This window comes from Roseofilum sp. SBFL (genome assembly GCF_017746885.1).
In the GTDB taxonomy this organism is placed as follows: domain Bacteria; phylum Cyanobacteriota; class Cyanobacteriia; order Cyanobacteriales; family Desertifilaceae; genus Roseofilum.
In genome coordinates, this window is the sequence record NZ_JAGHZH010000162.1 from 44,229 (window position 1) to 62,897 (window position 18,669).

Sequence of the window (18,669 nt, forward strand, 5' to 3'; positions counted from 1 at the left end):
GATTTAATGAGATTGAGAATTTTTTTGGTAAGTTTTGGGGGTCGTGCCAAAATAATCTTTGAATGCTGTACTAAACCGACTGAGGCTGGCATAGCCAACCGCTTGAGCGACTTCCGAGACATTCATTTGTTGTTCGAGGAGGAGTTTGCGGGCCCATTCCATACGTTGATTGCGAAGGTAGCCGAATACTGTCGTTCCGAAGACTTCGCGAAAGCCAATTTTGAGCTTGTAATCGTTGATTCCTGCTTTTCTGGCGAGTTCCAATAAGGAAGGGGGGGATTCTATATTGTCTATGAGAATTTCCTTGGCATGATGAATACAATCGAGGTCTCGGGGTTGTAAAGGGGAATTTTTGGGCCGTAATTTTGTACTTTCATCGATTTGAGCCAGCTTGAGGGCGACGAGTTCGAGAGCCTTGCTCTCAATATAGATTTGCCCGGTCAGACCCTCATAAGGACAGTGCAAAAGTTGATGGAGAGCGATCTGCATAGTGGGGGAGGTTGGACTGGTATGAAAAAAAGTTTCGGCTGATGGCTCAATTGCTTGTAGCAAGGGCTGGGGTATATCAGATTTCCCCTCCAGAAAGGCTCTGAAAAACTCTGGAGCAAGCAAAATCGTTACGGCTAAATAGGGGCGATCGGCATAGTAGGTCATCTGAGCGCCATCTCCTCCACAAGCAGTCAAGCAATTGTGTCCTTCCTGCAAGATAAAAGAAGAGGTCGGCCAGCCGACAACACCAGTTACTTCGCCAGAAATCAGAAAGTAAAATTTTAAGGGATCGGTATGAAGGTGCTGACCTTGCAGCACCAAATTCTGCTTCATTTGCTGATTTTCAATCGAGATTTGCAAGCCCGAATCCAAATAAGCGAACCGAACTGAACCTCTACCGATCTTCTTCAACCATTCTAGTCGTGCTTCTGTTCTCTCCGCATCATAGGAATACAGATTGGACAAATTCATCTGCTCTAGCAGTTCGGGAAAGCTTTGTTGCATCCCATGCCGTGGAAAGATCAACTTTATAGTCATCGACTCTCACTTTCAATTCCTACTTATTAAAAATGATTAGCAATTATTCTAGCTCAGAAGGAAGTTAAAAAAACGAAAATTTTCCTTAAGGAAAATTTTCATAGCTTTCAGAGCGCTCGATCGCCTTCCAATACTCGATTTCCTATGGCTCAGAGAAAGATAATCCCTTTAGAGCTAAAAAAAATCCGTTTGGAGTTAGTTCTGTTCTTTGTCCTCTGATAGAATGTGCCTGCCTTGGGCTGACAAAGCCACTGTTCTCATTTATTGAGAAAAATTTGGAATTGTGAAAACGCAAATATGGAACAGAACTCCTCTCTTGACACTCAAAACACCTTAAAGAGCATTTTGAGAAACTTGGGTATTTCCGAAGAGTTGTTATATGACGATGCTTTACTCTATCGCGATCTGCAACTCGACTCGACTGAGATCGTGGAAATCGCTCTAGCCCTCAAACGGCAACTTGGAGTTGCCCTTAAATTAGAAACCCGTCAGGACAAAACTTTGGCTGAAATAAGTCAAGAGATTGCAGATGCGCGCTCCAGTTTGGCATAAGCTTTCGGGAGCCAACCAGCAAAGCAATAGACAATACGGGTCGATCGCGGCGATCGGTATCGATTTGGTGGAAATTTCCCGAGTCGAGAACTTTCTTCGCCGTTACGATCGCGACACTCTCACTTTAATCTTTGCCTCCAAAGAACTCGATGCCAGCCAACTTGACCCCACCCCCGCCAAATACCTGGCCCTTTGTTTTGCCAGTAAAGAAGCACTCGGCAAAGCACTCGGAACGGGATTAGCTGAAATTCACTGGTTTGAAATTTCTTCCCGACTCAACTCATTGGGACGTTTATCAGCGAATTTATCGGGTTCTGCCCGCCAAAAAGCTGACGAACTGGGATGGCAGCATTGGGAAATGAGTTGGTTATCTTGGCAAAACCATCTCCTCGTTTGCGCGATCGCCTATCAATCTACAACCAGCAACGATTCATGAACGATTTTCTCGACCCCTTACCCAGTAACTTCAACGCTGCTGCCTATTTCTTGGATAGAAATTTGATTCGAGAGAAGGGAGATAACATTGCGTTTTATACCAAGGATGGAACCTACACTTATAGCCAAACTCGCAAGCGCGTCCAACAAGCGGCTAATTTACTCGCCGAACTGGGAGTAGAACGGGAAAACCGCATTGCTATTTTACTGCCCAATACACCAGAATTTGCCTTTGCCTTTTGGGGCGCGATTTGGCTGGGGGCGATTCCCGTTCCCATCGTTCCCAGTTGTAGCGTTGAAGATGTACATTACATTCTCCACAACTCGCGGGCCAAAATTTTACTAAGCAATCGCGAGGGATTTGCTAGAATCGGACCGATTGACTCTCCTTTTCTCCGTCATTCTCTCTCCATTGATAGCTCTACAGAAACCGACTCCCCAAACTCTCACTCTTTCCTCTCCCTCATAGAAGAACAGAATAATCTGCCTCTCCCCGCAGACACCCACGGAGACGAACCCGCCTTTTGGCTCTATACCTCTGGCAGTACAGGCAAACCGAAAGGGGTCATTCACCGTCAGCAAAGTATGGTAATCTGCGATCGCGCCTACGGTCAGGGAGTATTGGGACTGGTCGAAACGGATATTACTTACTCCATTGCTCCCCTTGCTTTCGCTTACGGATTGGGTAACTCCCTTTATATGCCTATGGCTGTTGGTGCTGCTGCCGTTTTATCAGCAGCCGGCAATGCGTTCGATATTGTCGCCGACATCGATCGCTACCAACCTACTATTTTCTTTGGCATCCCCAGTATTTATGCCAATCTTTTAGCCGTGCGAGAGCTTACTCCTCTCAATGTTTCCAGTTTGCGCCTGTGCGTTTCGGCTGCCGAACAGTTGCCTCCAATTGTTTGGCAGCAATGGCGAGAGGTCTTCGGTCTGGAAATTTGTGAAGGGATCGGCACAACAGAATTTTTGCACATCTTTTTATCCAATCGACCGGAAACCTGCAAGCCCGGAACTTCTGGCCGTCCCATTCCCGGTTACGAAGTACGCGTTGTAGACGAGAGCGGACAGCCCCAACCTGCCAATACCATAGGTGACTTAGCGGTGAAAGGAGAAAGCTTGATGCTCGGTTATTGGAATCGCCTGTCCGAAACCCGGGCAGCTCTGTACGGCGATACCATGCTAACGGGGGATAAATATATCTGCGACGAGGAAGGCTACTTTAAGTTTATGGGACGAAAAGGAGACCTGTTTAAAGCTAACGGTCAATGGATTTCTCCCTTAGAGATTGAGGAAGTTTTATTGCATCATCCCGACATTCTCGAAGTTGCGATCGTACCCGAGTCGAAGAGCGGCGAACAATTGACCAGAATTGTTGCCTATATCGGACTCAAACTGGAACGTCGAGCTTCTCCGGCTTTGGAGAAAAATATCTACCAGTTTACTAAACAAAATTTACCTCACTTTAAAGTCCCTCAATCCTTATGTTTTGTTGAGTGCCTACCGCGCACCTCTACGGGTAAAATTCATCGTAAATCGCTGCAAGGAATGGCGAATTCTCAAATTCTACAATCTTAATTAGCGATCGAGTATTTCACCAATTTTATCCCTTTCAAGTCAAAACAATCTGCGACCGATTGACCGATCGCCTTTTTTTGCTGGTCAGAGTCCATTTCATCCCTATATTGACCCTCTCAAACTTAAACTCAGAATGAAACATTTCTCTCTTTTGCACAGTTTTTTGCTAGCTCCAGCGATCGTCCTCGTTTCCACCCCTGGTGCTTTCGCTCAAATCGCTGAAATTACCAACGTTCGTATTGAATCTACCCCCGAAGGATTGCAAATTCTCTTAGAAGGCAACGAAACCGAAACCGTCGAACTCTTTCAAACCGTAGAAGAGAATCGCCTTATCATCGAGATTAACAACGCTCGTCTCATCGGGGGCGAGTTCGAGCAAGAAAACCCTATCGAAGGAGTGAATTTACTGCAAGTAACTACCCGGGACGACAATAGCATTGAGGCAGTGATAACGGGGGAAATCTTAGCTCCAGAAGTTTCCGAAGTCATTCAAGAAAATGGACGATTAAACATTAATCTACTCGTCTTTCGCGACGAAGGTTTAATTATTACTGTCACCGCCGAAAAAGTAGAAGAAACCATTCAAAATGTTCCCATCAGTATCACCGCCTTTTCTGAAGAAAATATTGAAGATGCCAATATTGATTCTTTAGAAAGTATTGCTGACAATACCCCTAATTTTTCTGTATTTGGAGGAGGGTCGCAAACAGGACTTTTTAACACTTATTCCATCCGAGGTCTGTCCAATAGTAACTTTCTCAGTCGCGATACAGTTGGGTTCTTTGTCGATGATGTTCCCTACGATTATGGAGCATTTTTAGACCTCGATCTCGTCGATCTCGAACGGATTGAAGTGTTGCGCGGACCGCAAAATACCCTCTATGGCAGAAATGCTCAAGCTGGGGTGGTTAATATTATTACTAAAAGACCGAGTAACGATATCGAAGGAAAATTCTTTGCCCATTACGGGACTTATGACCAACGCCGTATGGCCCTTTCAGTTAGTGCTCCTCTCGCAGAAGATCGGCTCTTTTTGCGTTTGTCGGGACAACTCAACAGGGAAGATGGCTATATAACCAATACTGCATTAAATCGAGATCGAGAAGTTGGAGATCTTTCGGGGGGGAATATTCGAGGAACATTGGTTTGGACTCCCAACGATGATTGGGAAATTTCTTTGGGAGGATTTTATCAAAGTGATACCAATGAAACGCCCCTGGTCCAGTTATTGAGTTCAGATAATTCATTTCGCATTTCACAAGATTTTCAAAGTTTCAGCGAAACCCAAACGAATAGCCAAAACCTAAAAATCTCGTATGAAAATTCTAATTTTATTGGGACTTCAATTACGACTCGTCGTTATTCCAAACAAAGGGCAGAATTCGATTCCGACCTTTCAGCTATCGATTTATCGGTTGCCGTTGCCGGAACTAATTCAACGGTATTCAGTCAAGAGTTACGCTTTCAATCGGCTCCTTCTGACAATCCTTTACAATGGTTAATTGGAGGATACTTTGAAAATCGTCTCTTTAATGTCACTGAGGACGGACAGCGCCTGAGCAGTGCGGCGGCAGAAGCATTTGGCTTGCCAGGACCAGGCTTTGATAACAGCACTGCTGAATTGGAGCAAACGACCTACGCTGCTTTTGGTCAACTCAGCTATCAGCCAATCGATCCCCTCACCTTAACCTTGGGCTTACGCTATGACTCCTCGACGGTAAAAATGGATCAGCGGCGCAATTTTGCAGTTGCAGGTTCTCCAATAGTAAATCCTGTGGGGGAAGGCTTTGATGGGGCTGAAACCAACAGTGATGCACTCTTGCCTCGTTTGGCGATCAGATACGAAGTCACTCCGGATGCAACTATTTATGGGAGTATAACCCGGGGTTACAAGCCAGCCGGATTAAATTATCGTGCAAGCAGCGATGATACTTTAGTCATTGGTGAGGAACTTTCTTGGAATTATGAACTGGGAGTGAAAACCGCTTGGTTAGACGATCGCCTGATTGCCAATTTAGCCGTCTTTCACAATGTCATTGATGACTTTCAAGTTGGACTGGGCGATCCCACAGGAATTGTCCGTAATATTGCTAATGCACAAGTGAGTATTACGGGAGTAGAATTTGAGTTGAAGGCTAGACCTGTCAGTGGGTTCGATATTACAGCCGGATTTGGTTATACCAATGCTAGATACGATCGCTTTTTCAATCCCTTCACCGAACAAAGTCTCAATGGTAACAAACTCTCCTTTGCCCCAGAATTCACCTTTAATTTGGCAGCACAGTACCGATCCCCTGGGGGATTCTTTTCGCGGGTTGAGTTGAATACTTTGGGAAATTACTTCACTGAAGAAACGAATACTATCTCTCAACGAACCGTGACGACAGTAGACGCAACGTTAGGTTATGAATTCGACAATGCTGGGATTTACTTGGTTGCAGACAATATTTTCGATACTCGCTTCCTCACTTCAGGATTTATTTTTGGAGAGAGAGGGGGGGTTGTAACTTATAACAAGCCTTTTACAGCTCGTGTTCTGTTTAAAGCATCGTTTTAACAGGACTTAAGCAAATATCCAGAAGTGTTGAATCTTGATATAAAACTTTACATTCAACTACAGAAAAGCCCCTAGTGAACTAAATCAGGGTTTCTGGAATCAGATCGTAGCTCCACTAAATCATAGAGCAGCGCCGACTAAGTTCGACTTGCAAATAACGGAATTTATCCAACAGGGTTTGGCGATAGAACTGATGAACTTCCTTATCTTATCCTCTTTTTTTCGGCATTAAGCTAACATTCAACACTTCTGACAGTAATTGACTAAAATTTCTAGACAATTACTAATCGCTCCTAAATGGGCAATTTCATAGCCATGGGTATTCTGAGTTGGGAAGCCCAAACAGGCTCCACGGCCGATATGACCGAGTTTCATCGCCATGGATGCATCGCTGCCAAAACCACTTAAAACAGCTCGTTGGATGGGAATTTGTGCAGCTTCAGCCGCTTTTTGTAACTGGTGATTTAAATCTTCATCGTAGAGACCATAGCTATCTTGAGAGAGCAAAACCGGAGCTACGCCATCAGTGATGGGATATTCTGGAGCTAAAGGACAAATTTCTAGGGCAATTAAGGCCTCTAACTGATGACGTTGGCTGAAAAATAAGGCTCCGATCGCGCCTACTTCTTCCTTGGCTGAAGCAACTAAATAGACATCTATGGGAGGTTCTTTAACGCGCTCGGCTAGACCCAAGAGAATGGCCACCGAAGCCTTATTATCTAAGGTATAACTGGCAATATAATCGTTTAATCGGATGGCTCGCTTACGGTGTTTTCCGACAACTACACGAGTCCCTGGACGCACCCCAGCCTCCCGTAACGCCTCCTTACTGAGTTTGGTTTCTATCGAAACTTTTTCCCACTCTACTGGTTTAGTTTCCTGCTGTACCTTTTGGGGGGACTCATGGGAAACATGGCGAGAACCAAAACTGAGGATACCCGAAATGGTCTGGCGATCGCCTAAAATATCCACAACCCCCTCCCCATATACCCAAGGAAACGAGCCTCCAAGTCGAGCCACCTCTAAGCGTCCTTCCGGTTTAATTCGCTTGACGATCGCACCAATTTCATCTTTATGGGCCGTAATGGCGATCGCTCGGCTCGAATCTTTACCTGGAATTTTGGCAATCACATTATCTGCCAAATCCACTTCTGGTTTCACTCCCAGACACTCAAATTCGTCTAAGAGAAACGCATTCATCTCCCCTTCTACTCCACTTGGAGAATGGAGCATTACCAGATCTTCAATCCGTTTAAACCAGCCATCCCAGTCCATTGATCCGAGTCCCATAGTATTTGCATTGCATCAAATCATCCCATTCTCCGTGTCTCCCTATCTTCCTCCTCTCTCCTGTTCTTTCATAAACCCACTATAGGCTTCCATACTATGCTCGCTCAGATCTAAGCCCTCTAGTTCTTCCATTGGACTCACTCGTATCCCCACCGTAAAACTCAAGGTTAACCATAACAGTAAACTAAAGGCAATCATGGCAAATCCAACAGCTAACACCCCCAACAATTGATTCAGAAACTGAGAATAACCGCCCCCAAAAAACAATCCCGCCAACGGCCCCCCAGTTTCACTATACCAAGGATAAACCTCGGGTCCTATACTAAACAATCCCAGGGCCAACGTTCCCCAAATCCCACAGACTAAATGGACAGAAACCGCTCCTACCGGGTCATCAATGTGCCATTGTTCCAAATACATTACAGAAAACACAACGATGGTTCCAGAAATGACTCCAATGGCGATCGCACTCACTATATTGATATAAGCACAAGAAGCCGTAACTGCCACTAAGCCCGCCAAGATGCCATTAATAATCATCGTCAGATCGGGCTTGCCAAAATAGTGCCAAGAAACCAGGGTTGCCATCACTCCACTGGCAGCGGCTGACATATTTGTAGTTAGAAGAATATGGGTAATGGCTTCCGGATCGGCCGTTAATGTCGAACCGGGATTAAACCCAAACCATCCCAACCACAAAATCAGACAACCGAGGGTAGAAATTGCCAAATTATGGCCGGGAATAGCAGCAATTTGCCCATCTGGATATTTATCCATCCGCGGGCCTAATAAAACTGCCCCCATAAAAGCCCCCCATCCTCCCACAGAATGCACAACAGTCGATCCAGCAAAATCCCAAAAACCCAGTTGGGAGAGCCATCCATCACCCCAGATCCAATGGCCAATGATGCTGTAAGCCAATCCCACTAAGCCCAAACTAAAGAGAACAAAAGCAGCAAATTTAATCCGTTCAGCCACAGCTCCAGACACAATGGTAGCGGCAGTACCCGCAAAGGCTAGTTGAAAGAAAAATTTAGCCTTTAGAGGAATAGCAGCCCAATCTAACGAACGATAGATCCCTTGATAGGCTTCTGCCACGGCTGGACTATTGTCCGGCCCACTTAAGAAAAACCCGTGCAGTCCAATAAAGGAATTGCCATCACCAAACATTAAGGCAAAGCCAGTGGCCCAAAAAGCAAGAGAGGATAAGGCGAATACAATCAGATTTTTTGCTAAAATATTGACAGCGCTTTTATGGCGGCAAAAGCCAGTTTCTAGCATGGCAAAGCCAGCATTCATAAAAAACACCAGCACTCCAGTAAAGATTACCCATAGGGTATTGAGCGCAATTTGGATTTGATCGGGGATGCCATCATTGACCGTGCTTGGGGTCTGGGCTTGGGCGATCGCCTGCCCTGCCCAGGGAATTAAAGCTATCATGACTCCCAAACTGGCCCAAAACCAGAGTGAGTATCCCTTAATGCTTATTTGGGTTTGATTTGCCTTTTTTAAGACCTTGAGTTTTAATCTTGAATCGTGTTGTTTCATTTCTTAAATATACGGATTTTGGGTAAACATTTTAAGTGCCATTGACAACCGTACAAAAGGAGTTATCTTCTCGTATTAGAGAACTCCTCTGGCAAAAGTTTATCAAACTTAATGATACAAACGTAGATTGTGCCTGAAAGATCGGATTCTTAAATGAATTAAATGATACAGAAATTTTCTTTTGTTTTCTGCTATACCAAGCTTAAGAAAATCCTTAAGGGCAATTAATCAAAAATTAAATTATAAATTTAGCCTATAGTTTTGATTTGCTCCATCCTACTCTAAATCCAGTTATCTAATCCTTCCATGACTAATCCAAGAGCGACCATTCTTCTGTGTCAACCCTGCAACTTCCAACGCTGGGTATGGCAAAGAGTGTTAAGAAGCCAAAACTTGGCAGTCATCCTAACTGCTGATGCAACCCACCTATTGGAAAGGCTAGAAGAGACCCGATCTAGTGGTAACCGAAAACCGGCGATCGTTCTCATCGATCGACAAACTCCGGATTTGCAGCTAGAGGAATTCTGTCTCTTGTGCCAAGAGAACTACGCAGAAATACCTGTAATTCTTTTAGAAAGCACAGACTCTGAAGTGAGCCATTACCAACGTCAAGCAGCGATCGCCTATGGCGCGATCGATATTCTACCGCCCTTTGAAGCCGATACTCTAGCCCTCAAAGTGATTGCTGGCATTAAAAAAGTATTATCCGCTCTAGGAGGATTAATGATTCATAACGATCCTCTGGTTTCCTGTTTGCTAGCCCTAAAACAAGATATGGAAAACGCCCAATCCTTATCTACTCCATCCGTAGCAGGTTCCTTCAATAATCATGATGTCTTTGAGTATCCGGCTGACTCTTTTTCAGTATCGGAAATCAATAGAGAGGCTCCTGTCCCTCTACCACCTGTAACCTCTGTAGGTCTCCCAGGAGAAAACACCTCAAAAAAAGCCCGTCACAAACGAGTCTATCGAGGTAGAGTCTATTAGGGGATTTAGGAGTGTCTACTCGATTGTTTTATCTAAAATAGTGCATTGAAAAAGATGGGGGATAGGGAGAGGAAATGACCCATACACTTTCCTTTTTTATAGTGCTTTAGTACTCTGAACATTCGAGCGCTTTATATTCAAAAAAATGCCTAAATTTTTCACCTTTACCGAACAGTCGATTAAAAATTGAATCTGGCTTCATATATAGAACTTTGCGCTAGGGAATAGGCAATCGCTTAGGCTCTAACGGGACTTAAAGGTGACTGGGAGTGTGTGGGCAAGCCTTGGCTCTCATTCCTGATGCTCGACGAGCCAATTCCTTTCATTTCACTGATAGAGAGCGTCTGTCTCAGCTTCTAGCTCTTTTAGCCCTGGCATTTGTTTGGGCGATGAAGTCCGGGATCTGGCGACAGGGTCAAACGCCGATTTGTATCATTGAAGCTCATAGCCGCCATGCCCGTAGTTTGTTTCGCTATGGTTTTGACCTCCTGCACCACTTTTTCATTGACCTGCTCTCTTTTTCTGACTCTCTCTTCCAACCCATACAACTTTATGTCCTGTACTTAGGTCACCAATACCCATCAGTCATTACTCAATTTCAATAGACGTGGGCGAATTACTTGATGCTGGAGTCGATTTAGATTGACGGATGCTAGAGTAGAGGCGATCGCGCCATTCAAAAAAGGGTTGATAGGATGGATTGTCGGCTAATCCTGGGATGCCTTTACCTTGTAGCGATTCAGGGATATTCAGGTAATTGCCTTCAGGGAACTTAATTAAAATACTGAGTCCAGCCACTGCTAAATCAGCCAGGGTGGGGCGATCGCACACCAAATAAGGATGATCCACTAAAATTAGACTCAGTGCTTCTAAATCCTGTTTTAAGCTATCCTGTGCCGCCTGAATTTCTTCTGGACTTGCGCCAACTCCATAGCCTAAAACCTGAAATAATTCCTTCGGAACCGCTCCTACCAAGGTTTTGACAAAATCAGGAATAGGATTAGGTAAAACGGCGGTGCGGAAACTTTGGTCTTGACTCAATCCACCATATAGAGCCTTACGACTTTTGACTCCAATAGACTCATCTGCCCATTCTTCCATTATTAAGCATAAACCGCGCTGCCGGGGTTCGGTGGGAATAATCGGCTTTTCTGGGTATTGGCGATCCAGATATTGGGCGATCGCTGTAGAATCAGAAATCACCGTACTTCCGTCTTTGAGTACCGGTACCTGCCGTTGTCCAGAAATCTTCAACACCTCCAGTTGTCCCACCCCTGGAGTGACTTCAATGGTACGGTACTCCAATTCCTTGTAATCAAGAATCAGTCTAACTTTCTCAGAAAATTGGGAAAATTCAAATTGGTATAGCTCTAACATGATTCTAACAAACGCAAGTCTTAAAGCTTACCCTATCACGATCGGCCTTCAGAAAAAGTCATTTAAAATGGAAATGCAATAGATCGATTGCTAGCAGGACGTGTAGTTCGGCTACCAGGAACCTAACAGGAGTATCAAACCGTGTGCGATCGCCGGACGGACGGTTCCATTCCGCGAATTGAATACCATAGAACAGGGTTATACTACATTAGAATTCCTATATGTGCCAAGCATTTAAGGATTTGATATGTTGATGTTGATGCATAATGGTCTTAAAGATCTACTTTTACTTGGAGATTATGCTCCAGGAAGGAACATTGGGTTTGTTTCGCTCGAAACACCTTTACCCCAAGGATTAAAGAAGTTTACCCAATCGATGAATTATCAGGTGGGACTCCAATTGCGCCGGGAGTATCGCCATATTGCCATGGGGACTCGCGCTCTACAATTTCCGAAAGAGGTGGATACGATCTTTGTTTTTGAACTCTATAATCAACATCTCTCGATTCTTCTTCCCTTACTCGCACTGCAAGCTCTACAGGGGAAAGAGGTGTTGATCAGTTTGCATGGGAATCAGCAGTTTGCGATGTCGAGTCGGATCAAAAACCTAGGGTTGATGTATCTGAGGACTTATCTCAACCTGTTCAAAAACTTGAAGGTGGTTACGCTAGAACTTGATGATAGTGTGATTCCAGAAGCGTATCGATTACCTCCAGATTCGATGCTTGTGATTCCCCATCCGATTATGAGTGAGGTGGAACCGAAACTGAAGCCAGGGGAAAGGATACCCGCAGATCGGCGGATTAAAATTGGGGTGGTGGGGATGATTCGCCCGGATAAACCGATCGCCAAACTGGTTCAACAGCTTACCCTCTATACGGCGACTCATCCTAATTGCGAACTGGTTATTGGTACTCCCTTAAGCACTAAACCCAAGGAGCTAGAGAATATAAACGCGACTCTACGAGATACGACGAAGGAAGAAGACTATTTAAAGGTCTTACAGGAAATCGACATCCTGGTGATTCATTATGACCGCGATCGCTATTATTATCGTACCAGTGGCGTAATCAGCGATGCTGCCTCCTGCGGATGCTATATTATTGCCTCCCATTATCCCGTAATTGAGCATCAGGTCAAGTGGCCAACTCCCATCGGTGAAACCTTTGAGAATTTTGAGCAAATCCCTGAACTGATCGATCGGGCAATTCTCCATCTGTGTGAGCATGGACAAGATAATCATTGGCAATGGCGAAAACAACGCAACGCTGAGGCGATCGCCAAAATCCTCTTTCCGGAAACTCCCTCACCTTCCCCATGATAAAGATCTCCAATTGATACCGTGAACACAGATGAGTCAAGGGGATCGGGGATTCGAGGAAGAACCCCGGTTTCTGACTATTGGTTTAATACGAACAATATTAGTTTCAATTTCAACATGAATCCTCAACCCCGCAAACGCTTTGCCCAACATTGGCTCAACAGTGAAGCCATTCTACATAAAATTATTCAAGCATCAGATTTAGAATCCACAGATAGAGTATTAGAAATTGGCCCAGGAACCGGTATTTTAACTCGTCAATTGATTGCCCATGCACAAGCTGTTATTTCTGTGGAGATTGACCGGGATCTGTGTAAAAAGCTGATCAAAAAATTAGGCGACTCTCAAAACTTTATTCTTTTACAAGGGGATATCCTTTCCTTAGATTTAGAAGCTCTCCTTTCCTCCTATCCCTTGTTTCAAAATCCTAATAAAGTGGTAGCTAATATTCCCTACAATATTACCGGCCCAATTTTAGAAAAACTCTTGGGAAAAATTTCTTCTCCAGTTCCCAAAAACTATGAGAGTATTGTCCTATTGGTACAAAAAGAAGTAGCCGATCGCCTAGTGGCAAAACCGAGTACCAAAGCCTTTGGTGCCTTATCAGTTCGCGTCCAATATTTAGCCCATTGTGGACTCATTTGTCCTGTACCGCCAAAAGCCTTTTATCCCCCTCCTAAAGTCGAATCTGCCGTGATTCGATTAACTCCCAGAACTCTGGAAAAACTGGCTCTCAACCCCCGTCATTTAGAACAAATTGTAACTCTTGGCTTTTCCTCGAAACGAAAAATGTTACACAATAATCTCAAATCGAGGATTGAGAGCGATCGCCTGACTCCCATTCTAGAACAACTGAATATTAACCCTCAAGCTCGCGCTGAAGATCTGAGCCTAGAAAATTGGGTTAATCTGAGTAATGTCTTACAAGAGAGTTCCTTATAAACGACAATTGAGTTGTTCAAAAATTGGCTTTAACAATAGCTCAGGATCATCCTTGAAAAACATATGACCGCCCTCAAATAGCTTGATTTTAAATGTTCTTGAAGTATGCTGATTCCATTGCTCAATTTGTTCTGGAATAGCTACAGTATCATTCATCCCCCCAAACACCGAAATCGGCAAATCCAATGGCGGTTCTAAGTGATATTGATAGTGTTCATTAACGGTTAAGTCTGAACGAAAAATGGGTAAAAATAACTCCATTAAATCTGAATTTTGTAGAACGCCCTCCGGTGTCCCTCCATATTCACGCAATGCTTCAATCAAACTAGAATCCGGTTGGGAACAAAGAAGATTCTCTATTGGAATATGTGCGGCACGGCGACCACACATAAATAAATGCTCCGGTAAAGGCAAACCTTGGCGACGCAGTTCACGGGTGAGTTCAAACGCAATCAAGGCTCCCAAACTATGACCAAAAAACGTGAATTTTCCTAACTCTAAATGAGGAATAATAGCTTGGGTAAGGGACTTGATTAACGGATCTAATTGGGTGAAGCAAGGTTCTTTTAAGCGACGTTCTCTCCCTGGCAATTGAATCGCTAGAATTTCAATTGCCGATGAGTTATAGGTTAACCAAGGACGAAATAAAAAAGCGCCTGCTCCTGCGGGAGGAAAACAAAACAGACGTAACGGAGCATCAAAGCGCTTAGGAGCAGAAATAACCCAGGGGGTTGATGGATGAGAGACAACCATACAATAAACTCAGATTGAACAACCACAGGGCGATCGGCGATCGGAGATCCAATCGATATCGATCCCGTTGAATTGTACCGTAGAATACCCGACCTAACGGATAAATCTCTGTTTCGTTGGATTTCTTCCCTTCCCTAGATTCTCTTGACTCCTTTAAGATAGAGAGATAGTCCTCAGTGCTTCCCCGTAAGCATTAGATCACAAAATCAATGGGTTACAGTAATGGCAGATAGCAATAGGACAAGCCCTGAAGAGAACGCGATTGTTAGTTACAAAACCAGCAAAATTCTGGTGGTTGATGATGTACCTGAAAACCTGCGCCTGCTGAAAACTCTACTGAAAAATGAAGGGTATGATGTACGATTCGCCCCTAATGCTAAATTTGCCTTAGCGAGTCTCACTCAATTTGTCCCTGATTTAATTCTCCTGGATATCATGATGCCAGAAATGGACGGATATACTCTGTGTGAACAATTAAAAGGCAATCCGGAAACCCAAGATATCCCTATTATTTTTTTAACCGCCTTGAATGAAGAAGCAGATAAAGTCAAAGGGTTTCAACTGGGAGCAGTAGATTATATCACTAAACCATTTCAGAGTGAAGAGGTCTTGGTGCGGGTAGCCCATCACTTAAAATTAACTCAGTTAAACCTCCAACTTCAGGAAAAAAACCAAATTTTACTCCAGAAAAATCATCAACTCCAAGAAGCAGAGCGAGAAACTCGGCTCTTGTTAGAAGTCACTCAATATTTAACCCAAGCCTCTACCTGGGAAAATGCTATTGCCCAAATCATCAAAAGTATTTGCGATCGCATTTTCTGGGATTATGGAGAAGCCTGGTTACCCCAAGAGGAAACCCAAACCTTATCCTATCTTCCTAATCCCTTCGCCACTCATCCGACGCTTAAACCCTTTTGTAAACTCAGTTCTACCTTAGAGTTCCAAGCTGGAGAAGGACTACCTGGAAAAATCTGGCAGAATCAGACTCTAGAATGGATTCAAGATATTACTCAAGCCCCTGGAGAACCATATACGCGGCAATCCTTAGCCGTTCAAATTGGTTTAAAATGCGCCTTTGGTATGCCCATTTTAGTGAACCAAAAGGTGATGGCAATTCTAGTGTTTTACCAAACTCAAATCACCCCTTGTCAACTCAATATCGTTGCCCTCGTTCAGGCGATTGGCAGCCAAATCAGTTTCCTGATCCAACGCAAACAAAGTGAACTACAACTTCAACAGCAAGCCCAAGATCTAGCCGAAGCGCTTCACCAACTGAAAACCACTCAAATCCAACTGATCCAGAGCGAAAAAATGTCCAGCTTAGGGCAACTCGTGGCTGGAATATCCCATGAAATCAACAACCCCGTTAACTTTATTGCGGGCAATATCGATCACCTGGAAAGCTACATCCACGATTTGATTCAAGTGTATTATGCTTATCAACAATCCTATCCTATACCTGCTCCTACCTTAACTGAACTTATTGCCGATCTAGAACTCGACTTTACCCTAACTGACTTACCCAATGTCATCCTTTCTATGAAAAGTGGAACCGAAAGAATTACCAAAATTGTTAACTCATTGCGTCGGTTCGCCCATTTAGATGAATCCCAACTCAAAACAGTAGACATTCATGATGAGATTGAAAGTGTACTTACGATCTTAAATAATCGCCTTAAACTCGAGTCTTCTCCTGAAATGAGTCCAGTTAACTTCTCCGAAATCAAAGTGGAACGAGATTATGGCCAATTGCCCAAATTCGACTGCTTTGCTGGAGAACTTAATCAAGCTTTTATGCAAATCCTGATGAATGGTATTGATGCCCTACAGGAAAGATATGAAGTGGAAAAAAAACAGCCTAATTTTCCGTATATCCTGGGCATTAAAACTCAATGGATTCAGAATTCATCTCAAGTCCAAATCCAGATTAGTGACAATGGAATGGGGATTCCAGCAAATATTAAACCTCGCATTTTTGATCCCTTCTTTACCACTAAACCTGTGGGTAAGGGAACTGGGATGGGAATGGCTATCAGCTATCAAATTATTGTCGAAAAACATGGGGGTAGCCTTAAATGTCTAGATATTCCAGGCCAGACTACCTTCGCGATCGCTCTTCCTCAACGGCCCAAAAAACAGTAACTTAGGCTGTGGGAAGTTTGATCGATCTCGCTTCTCTTTTCTGGAGGAGTACAGCTTGAAGCCTTAGATCCTAATCAATACAAGCTATTCCCTAGCGCAAAATGCTCTATGACCTGATTTTAGAGTTATGCCATTCACCTAGCCTAGCGCGTAGCGCTATACTATGGGACTGAGTCAAAAACTAGATCAAACCCTATGGATTGGCAATTATTGAGTTTAAGTTTTGCAGCCGTATTCTTATCGGAGTTAGGAGATAAAAGCCAGGTAGCGGCGATCGCCCTGAGTGGCACATCCCGTTCTCCCCGCGCCGTGTTTCTGGGAACAGCAACAGCTCTATTATTAGCCAGTTTTCTCGGGGTAATGGTCGGTGAAGGAACCGCCGCCATCTTGCCGACCAAGCTATTAAAGGCGATCGCTGCCCTCGGATTCGCTATCATGGCCGTGCGTTTACTCTGGCCCCAAAAAGATATCCCTCAAAACTTTGATTCCGATTAGATCCTCCTCTTAAACAATCATCTCCAAAGACGGATTTGGCTGATGTTCCACCCGGAATACATTCGCGTATAAATTAGCAATTACCTGCTTCCCTTCCTGAGTTAACTCCAGATAACCCAGTCCCTCCTTAATATAGGGAAACACTCCATGCCAATAAAACTTAGGATAATTATTGCGTAAATCTTCTGGATGACGATACTTAAGAGCCTTAGCCGCTCCCGTTTCCAAAAACTCATAATAGAGAGCGCTAATTTTTTGCAAATATCGGGGATCGCTCAATTGGCCAATCAAATCCGCTGCCCGAATTAATCCCGGATAATCACTGGTCGTTTGATGGTCGCTATCATTGGGAACCGGAAAGCGAGTCAACTCAATATTACGTTTAATTACATCCGCATCAATTAACTTATGACCACCAAACCGTTCCTCAATAAACAACTTTCCCCGGTCTACATGATAGGGAGTCATACTTGCATCTGAAGCCCCTGGAGGTAAAGAAACCATAGCCCCATCCTTACCCGTCGCATAAAGACCTTCTTGATCTTGGCGGCAAACCCCACGCACATAGCCAATATCGTGACAGAGCAGGGAAATAATAAAATGTAACCAATCTTCGCAAGACACCCCGCCTTCTCGGATATGCCGTCCTCGAATGACCTCTTGACCAACCAAGGTCACTAAAATCGTGTGTTCTACATTATGGTATAGCGCATCACTATTGGCGATATTTTCCAAGGCCATATTAGCTGCCCAACCAATAATATCTTCATAGTCATGCTTCCAGCCGCCGTAGGTACGACGATATCCTTCTTGAACTTGCTCGACAAAATGGTTAATGAGAATTTCTGTAGTGTTTAACATGATGTCCCTGGCTAGACCGTTCTGGAACCTTGATCAATAAACTTGGTGTCGTTTCTTTATTGTAGATGCTAACAGATGTCCTCTAGATAAATTTGGCCGTTTAGCGGTTGCTGGGGTTATAATTGGGTTAAGTGTTCATGATCTGTTTCTTGAACACGCACGGGGCTGTAATGGTTTCGACGGGATAGTGAAAGCTGTTCTGTGATGCAAGCCGAGAGTGAGTCACCTCTCGTAAATCAAGGCTCAAACTAAATGTAACTGCGAACAACATCGTTCCTTTCGCTCGTAAGGCTGCTGCTGTAGCCTAAATCTAGCCTCAAACAGGCGCGAGCCATCATAGTCCGACTCCGTTAAGGTCTATGGTGAAACCCCAACGGATGCTCCCTAAAACAGCTTCTAGTCAATTGAAGGGCTAAGACTTTACTAGAAATCCCCACCATTCGGGGTCAAGAATGGTTCCTGCCCAGAGGATTTAGATGGGATAAGCTTGTGAATGAACAGAGAGTAATAGCTATTGCGGACGGCAGTTCGATTCTGCCCAGCTCCATTAATAATTAACTCCTGAAAGCCTTGCTAGACAGAGTCTCTCAGCCGTCCGCAATAGCTATTACTCTAAAAATTAGAGACCGCTCACACATATTTCACACAAACTCACCATAACACCGTAAAAAATAAGGTGCAAGAAATAGGTTGAATGAGTTAGATAGTAATTAGAGTTTTCTATAGAATTCATAGAGAAATTCAAGGAGTTCCCTGAGAGAACTGGCAACCCCTCCCAAAACCCCTAAAAATATCTCTCACC

Annotated in this window: 15 protein-coding genes, 1 other RNA gene and 1 pseudogene; 11 read left to right on the forward strand and 6 right to left on the reverse strand. The window is 44.1% G+C overall.

Annotated elements, in window-relative coordinates:
- Nucleotides 1-3: 3 nt before the first annotated feature.
- Entirely contained in the window at nucleotides 4-1,026 is a 1,023-nt protein-coding gene (locus tag J7545_RS17330; protein WP_318719921.1) for an AraC family transcriptional regulator, read from the reverse strand.
- A 297-nt stretch (nucleotides 1,027-1,323) separates the two neighbouring features.
- On the opposite strand from J7545_RS17330, the gene J7545_RS17335 reads away from it, so the two are divergent.
- The 4 genes from J7545_RS17335 to J7545_RS17350 all read left to right on the forward strand — a co-directional run bounded on the left by J7545_RS17335 (nucleotide 1,324) and on the right by J7545_RS17350 (nucleotide 6,151).
- A complete protein-coding gene (locus J7545_RS17335) occupies nucleotides 1,324-1,578 on the forward strand; it encodes a phosphopantetheine-binding protein (RefSeq protein ID WP_318698773.1) in 255 nt (84 codons plus the stop codon).
- A complete protein-coding gene (locus J7545_RS17340; RefSeq protein ID WP_318698774.1) occupies nucleotides 1,556-2,014 on the forward strand; it encodes a holo-ACP synthase in 459 nt (152 codons plus the stop codon). The genes J7545_RS17335 and J7545_RS17340 overlap by 23 nt, the downstream gene beginning before the upstream one ends.
- Nucleotides 2,011-3,594, forward strand: a complete 1,584-nt coding sequence (locus J7545_RS17345) for a benzoate-CoA ligase family protein (protein WP_413038564.1) — start codon at nucleotides 2,011-2,013, stop codon at nucleotides 3,592-3,594. Before J7545_RS17340 ends, J7545_RS17345 begins: the two co-directional genes overlap by 4 nt.
- Before the next feature lie 133 nt (nucleotides 3,595-3,727).
- A complete protein-coding gene (locus J7545_RS17350; RefSeq protein WP_318719922.1) occupies nucleotides 3,728-6,151 on the forward strand; it encodes a TonB-dependent receptor domain-containing protein in 2,424 nt (807 codons plus the stop codon).
- 240 nt (nucleotides 6,152-6,391) lie between these two features.
- Here the strand turns inward: J7545_RS17350 and J7545_RS17355 are convergent, their stop codons facing one another.
- Entirely contained in the window at nucleotides 6,392-7,441 is a 1,050-nt protein-coding gene (locus J7545_RS17355; RefSeq protein ID WP_318698777.1) for a M42 family metallopeptidase, read from the reverse strand.
- A 42-nt stretch (nucleotides 7,442-7,483) separates the two neighbouring features.
- Nucleotides 7,484-8,989: an ammonium transporter gene (locus tag J7545_RS17360; RefSeq protein WP_413038563.1), complete on the reverse strand. Its 1,506-nt coding sequence runs from the start codon at nucleotides 8,987-8,989 to the stop codon at nucleotides 7,484-7,486.
- 306 nt (nucleotides 8,990-9,295) lie between these two features.
- On the opposite strand from J7545_RS17360, the gene J7545_RS17365 reads away from it, so the two are divergent.
- Both J7545_RS17365 and J7545_RS17370 read left to right on the forward strand, forming a co-directional pair.
- Nucleotides 9,296-9,976 carry a response regulator gene (locus tag J7545_RS17365; RefSeq protein WP_318698779.1) on the forward strand — a complete coding sequence of 227 codons (681 nt, stop codon included), beginning with the start codon at nucleotides 9,296-9,298 and terminating at the stop codon, nucleotides 9,974-9,976.
- Between the two features lie 317 nt (nucleotides 9,977-10,293).
- A pseudogene (locus tag J7545_RS17370) lies at nucleotides 10,294-10,581 on the forward strand (hypothetical protein); the annotation flags it as partial.
- Here the strand turns inward: J7545_RS17370 and J7545_RS17375 are convergent.
- Nucleotides 10,565-11,353, reverse strand: a complete 789-nt coding sequence (locus tag J7545_RS17375; protein ID WP_318719923.1) for a glutathione S-transferase family protein — start codon at nucleotides 11,351-11,353, stop codon at nucleotides 10,565-10,567. The pseudogene J7545_RS17370 and the gene J7545_RS17375 sit on opposite strands and share 17 nt — an antisense overlap.
- A 247-nt stretch (nucleotides 11,354-11,600) precedes the next feature.
- Here J7545_RS17375 and J7545_RS17380 point away from each other — a divergent pair, with 247 nt between their 5' ends.
- Nucleotides 11,601-12,674 (forward strand): hypothetical protein, encoded by a 1,074-nt coding sequence (locus J7545_RS17380; RefSeq protein ID WP_318698781.1) that lies wholly within the window; start codon nucleotides 11,601-11,603, stop codon nucleotides 12,672-12,674.
- Between the two features lie 117 nt (nucleotides 12,675-12,791).
- Nucleotides 12,792-13,616 carry a 16S rRNA (adenine(1518)-N(6)/adenine(1519)-N(6))-dimethyltransferase RsmA gene (gene rsmA / locus J7545_RS17385; RefSeq protein WP_318698782.1) on the forward strand — a complete coding sequence of 275 codons (825 nt, stop codon included), beginning with the start codon at nucleotides 12,792-12,794 and terminating at the stop codon, nucleotides 13,614-13,616.
- On the opposite strand, the gene J7545_RS17390 is transcribed toward rsmA, so the two are convergent.
- Nucleotides 13,611-14,369, reverse strand: a complete 759-nt coding sequence (locus J7545_RS17390) for a thioesterase II family protein (RefSeq protein ID WP_318698784.1) — start codon at nucleotides 14,367-14,369, stop codon at nucleotides 13,611-13,613. The genes rsmA and J7545_RS17390 overlap by 6 nt on opposite strands.
- A 222-nt stretch (nucleotides 14,370-14,591) precedes the next feature.
- Between J7545_RS17390 and J7545_RS17395 the strand changes: the two genes are divergently transcribed.
- Entirely contained in the window at nucleotides 14,592-16,511 is a 1,920-nt protein-coding gene (locus J7545_RS17395) for a response regulator (protein WP_318698785.1), read from the forward strand.
- A gap of 195 nt (nucleotides 16,512-16,706) precedes the next feature.
- Complete coding sequence (locus tag J7545_RS17400) at nucleotides 16,707-17,006, forward strand: TMEM165/GDT1 family protein (protein WP_318698786.1); 300 nt, start codon at nucleotides 16,707-16,709, stop codon at nucleotides 17,004-17,006.
- Nucleotides 17,007-17,015: 9 nt separating this feature from the next.
- Here the strand turns inward: J7545_RS17400 and J7545_RS17405 are convergent, their stop codons facing one another.
- Nucleotides 17,016-17,867 carry an Npun_R2479 family HD domain-containing metalloprotein gene (locus tag J7545_RS17405; protein ID WP_271944711.1) on the reverse strand — a complete coding sequence of 284 codons (852 nt, stop codon included), beginning with the start codon at nucleotides 17,865-17,867 and terminating at the stop codon, nucleotides 17,016-17,018.
- A 161-nt stretch (nucleotides 17,868-18,028) separates the two neighbouring features.
- On the opposite strand from J7545_RS17405, the gene ssrA reads away from it, so the two are divergent.
- Nucleotides 18,029-18,417: a transfer-messenger RNA gene (ssrA, locus tag J7545_RS17410) on the forward strand.
- Nucleotides 18,418-18,669: the final 252 nt, after the last annotated feature.

What these genes read in the sequence shown, in the direction of transcription:
- J7545_RS17380 (WP_318698781.1), top strand. Translation starts at nt 11,601, where the DNA reads ATGTTGATGTTGATGCATAATGGTCTTAAAGATCTACTTTTACTTGGA.
- rsmA (WP_318698782.1), top strand. Translation starts at nt 12,792, where the DNA reads ATGAATCCTCAACCCCGCAAACGCTTTGCCCAACATTGGCTCAACAGT.
- J7545_RS17335 (WP_318698773.1), top strand. Translation starts at nt 1,324, where the DNA reads ATGGAACAGAACTCCTCTCTTGACACTCAAAACACCTTAAAGAGCATT.
- J7545_RS17350 (WP_318719922.1), top strand. Translation starts at nt 3,728, where the DNA reads ATGAAACATTTCTCTCTTTTGCACAGTTTTTTGCTAGCTCCAGCGATC.
- J7545_RS17365 (WP_318698779.1), top strand. Translation starts at nt 9,296, where the DNA reads ATGACTAATCCAAGAGCGACCATTCTTCTGTGTCAACCCTGCAACTTC.
- J7545_RS17345 (WP_413038564.1), top strand. Translation starts at nt 2,011, where the DNA reads ATGAACGATTTTCTCGACCCCTTACCCAGTAACTTCAACGCTGCTGCC.
- J7545_RS17405 (WP_271944711.1), bottom strand. Translation starts at nt 17,867, where the DNA reads ATGTTAAACACTACAGAAATTCTCATTAACCATTTTGTCGAGCAAGTT.
- J7545_RS17360 (WP_413038563.1), bottom strand. Translation starts at nt 8,989, where the DNA reads ATGAAACAACACGATTCAAGATTAAAACTCAAGGTCTTAAAAAAGGCA.
- J7545_RS17340 (WP_318698774.1), top strand. Translation starts at nt 1,556, where the DNA reads ATGCGCGCTCCAGTTTGGCATAAGCTTTCGGGAGCCAACCAGCAAAGC.
- J7545_RS17395 (WP_318698785.1), top strand. Translation starts at nt 14,592, where the DNA reads ATGGCAGATAGCAATAGGACAAGCCCTGAAGAGAACGCGATTGTTAGT.
- J7545_RS17355 (WP_318698777.1), bottom strand. Translation starts at nt 7,441, where the DNA reads ATGGGACTCGGATCAATGGACTGGGATGGCTGGTTTAAACGGATTGAA.
- J7545_RS17375 (WP_318719923.1), bottom strand. Translation starts at nt 11,353, where the DNA reads ATGTTAGAGCTATACCAATTTGAATTTTCCCAATTTTCTGAGAAAGTT.
- J7545_RS17330 (WP_318719921.1), bottom strand. Translation starts at nt 1,026, where the DNA reads ATGACTATAAAGTTGATCTTTCCACGGCATGGGATGCAACAAAGCTTT.
- J7545_RS17390 (WP_318698784.1), bottom strand. Translation starts at nt 14,369, where the DNA reads ATGGTTGTCTCTCATCCATCAACCCCCTGGGTTATTTCTGCTCCTAAG.
- J7545_RS17400 (WP_318698786.1), top strand. Translation starts at nt 16,707, where the DNA reads ATGGATTGGCAATTATTGAGTTTAAGTTTTGCAGCCGTATTCTTATCG.